The following is a 566-nucleotide window of genomic DNA, read 5'->3' as shown; positions in this document are numbered from 1 at the left end:
CAGGGCCGCCCCCACCCCGGACGACCTTGCCCCCTGGCCGGGCCGGATCCCGCACCCATGGGGCTTGACCTGATTCAGCGGAGAGACCCGGCCGATGCTCGGGGGAAGCGCCGGCCGGGGCCGGGGAGCCGTGCGACCGGAGGGATCAGCGGCACGGGGGCAGGAGCGGGACGCTCACGCGGGCAGTGCAGGCACGGATAGCCCGTCTCACATACGTAGGCACGACTTGTCCGGGAAGCACGGGTTGCCCATATTTTAGGGCCTGTTGACAGGTTTGCAGTTGCCTGTCAGCTTCTCGTGCCATCGGGCCGGGGCGCAGCGGGTGCCCAGGGCAGGATGGGAGGGCAGCCATGACGCAGCACGAGGGGCCCACGTCGCCGGTGGGGCGGGCTACGGACGCCAGGCGTCACCGGGATCTTCCCGGGGAGGTGTCCGCGCTGATGGCCGGCCACGAGGAACTCACCCAGGCCCCCTGGTATCCGACGCGGCCCGGTGACCGCCTGGTGGTGACCTTCGAGGAGTGCGGGGACCTGCCCGCCTGGACGGAGACCTACCAGGTGGTGATG

1 pseudogene is annotated in these 566 nt (G+C 71.2%); it reads left to right on the top strand.

What is annotated here, in order from left to right:
* Positions 1 to 350: 350 nt before the first annotated feature.
* Positions 351 to 566: pseudogene (locus tag ACJA3G_RS38330) on the top strand (hypothetical protein); the annotation flags it as partial.

The sequence above is a fragment of the Streptomyces sp. YS-3 genome, assembly GCF_045257485.1.
In the GTDB taxonomy this organism is placed as follows: Bacteria; Actinomycetota; Actinomycetes; order Streptomycetales; family Streptomycetaceae; genus Streptomyces.
This window is presented reverse-complemented; position numbering and strand designations above follow the sequence as displayed.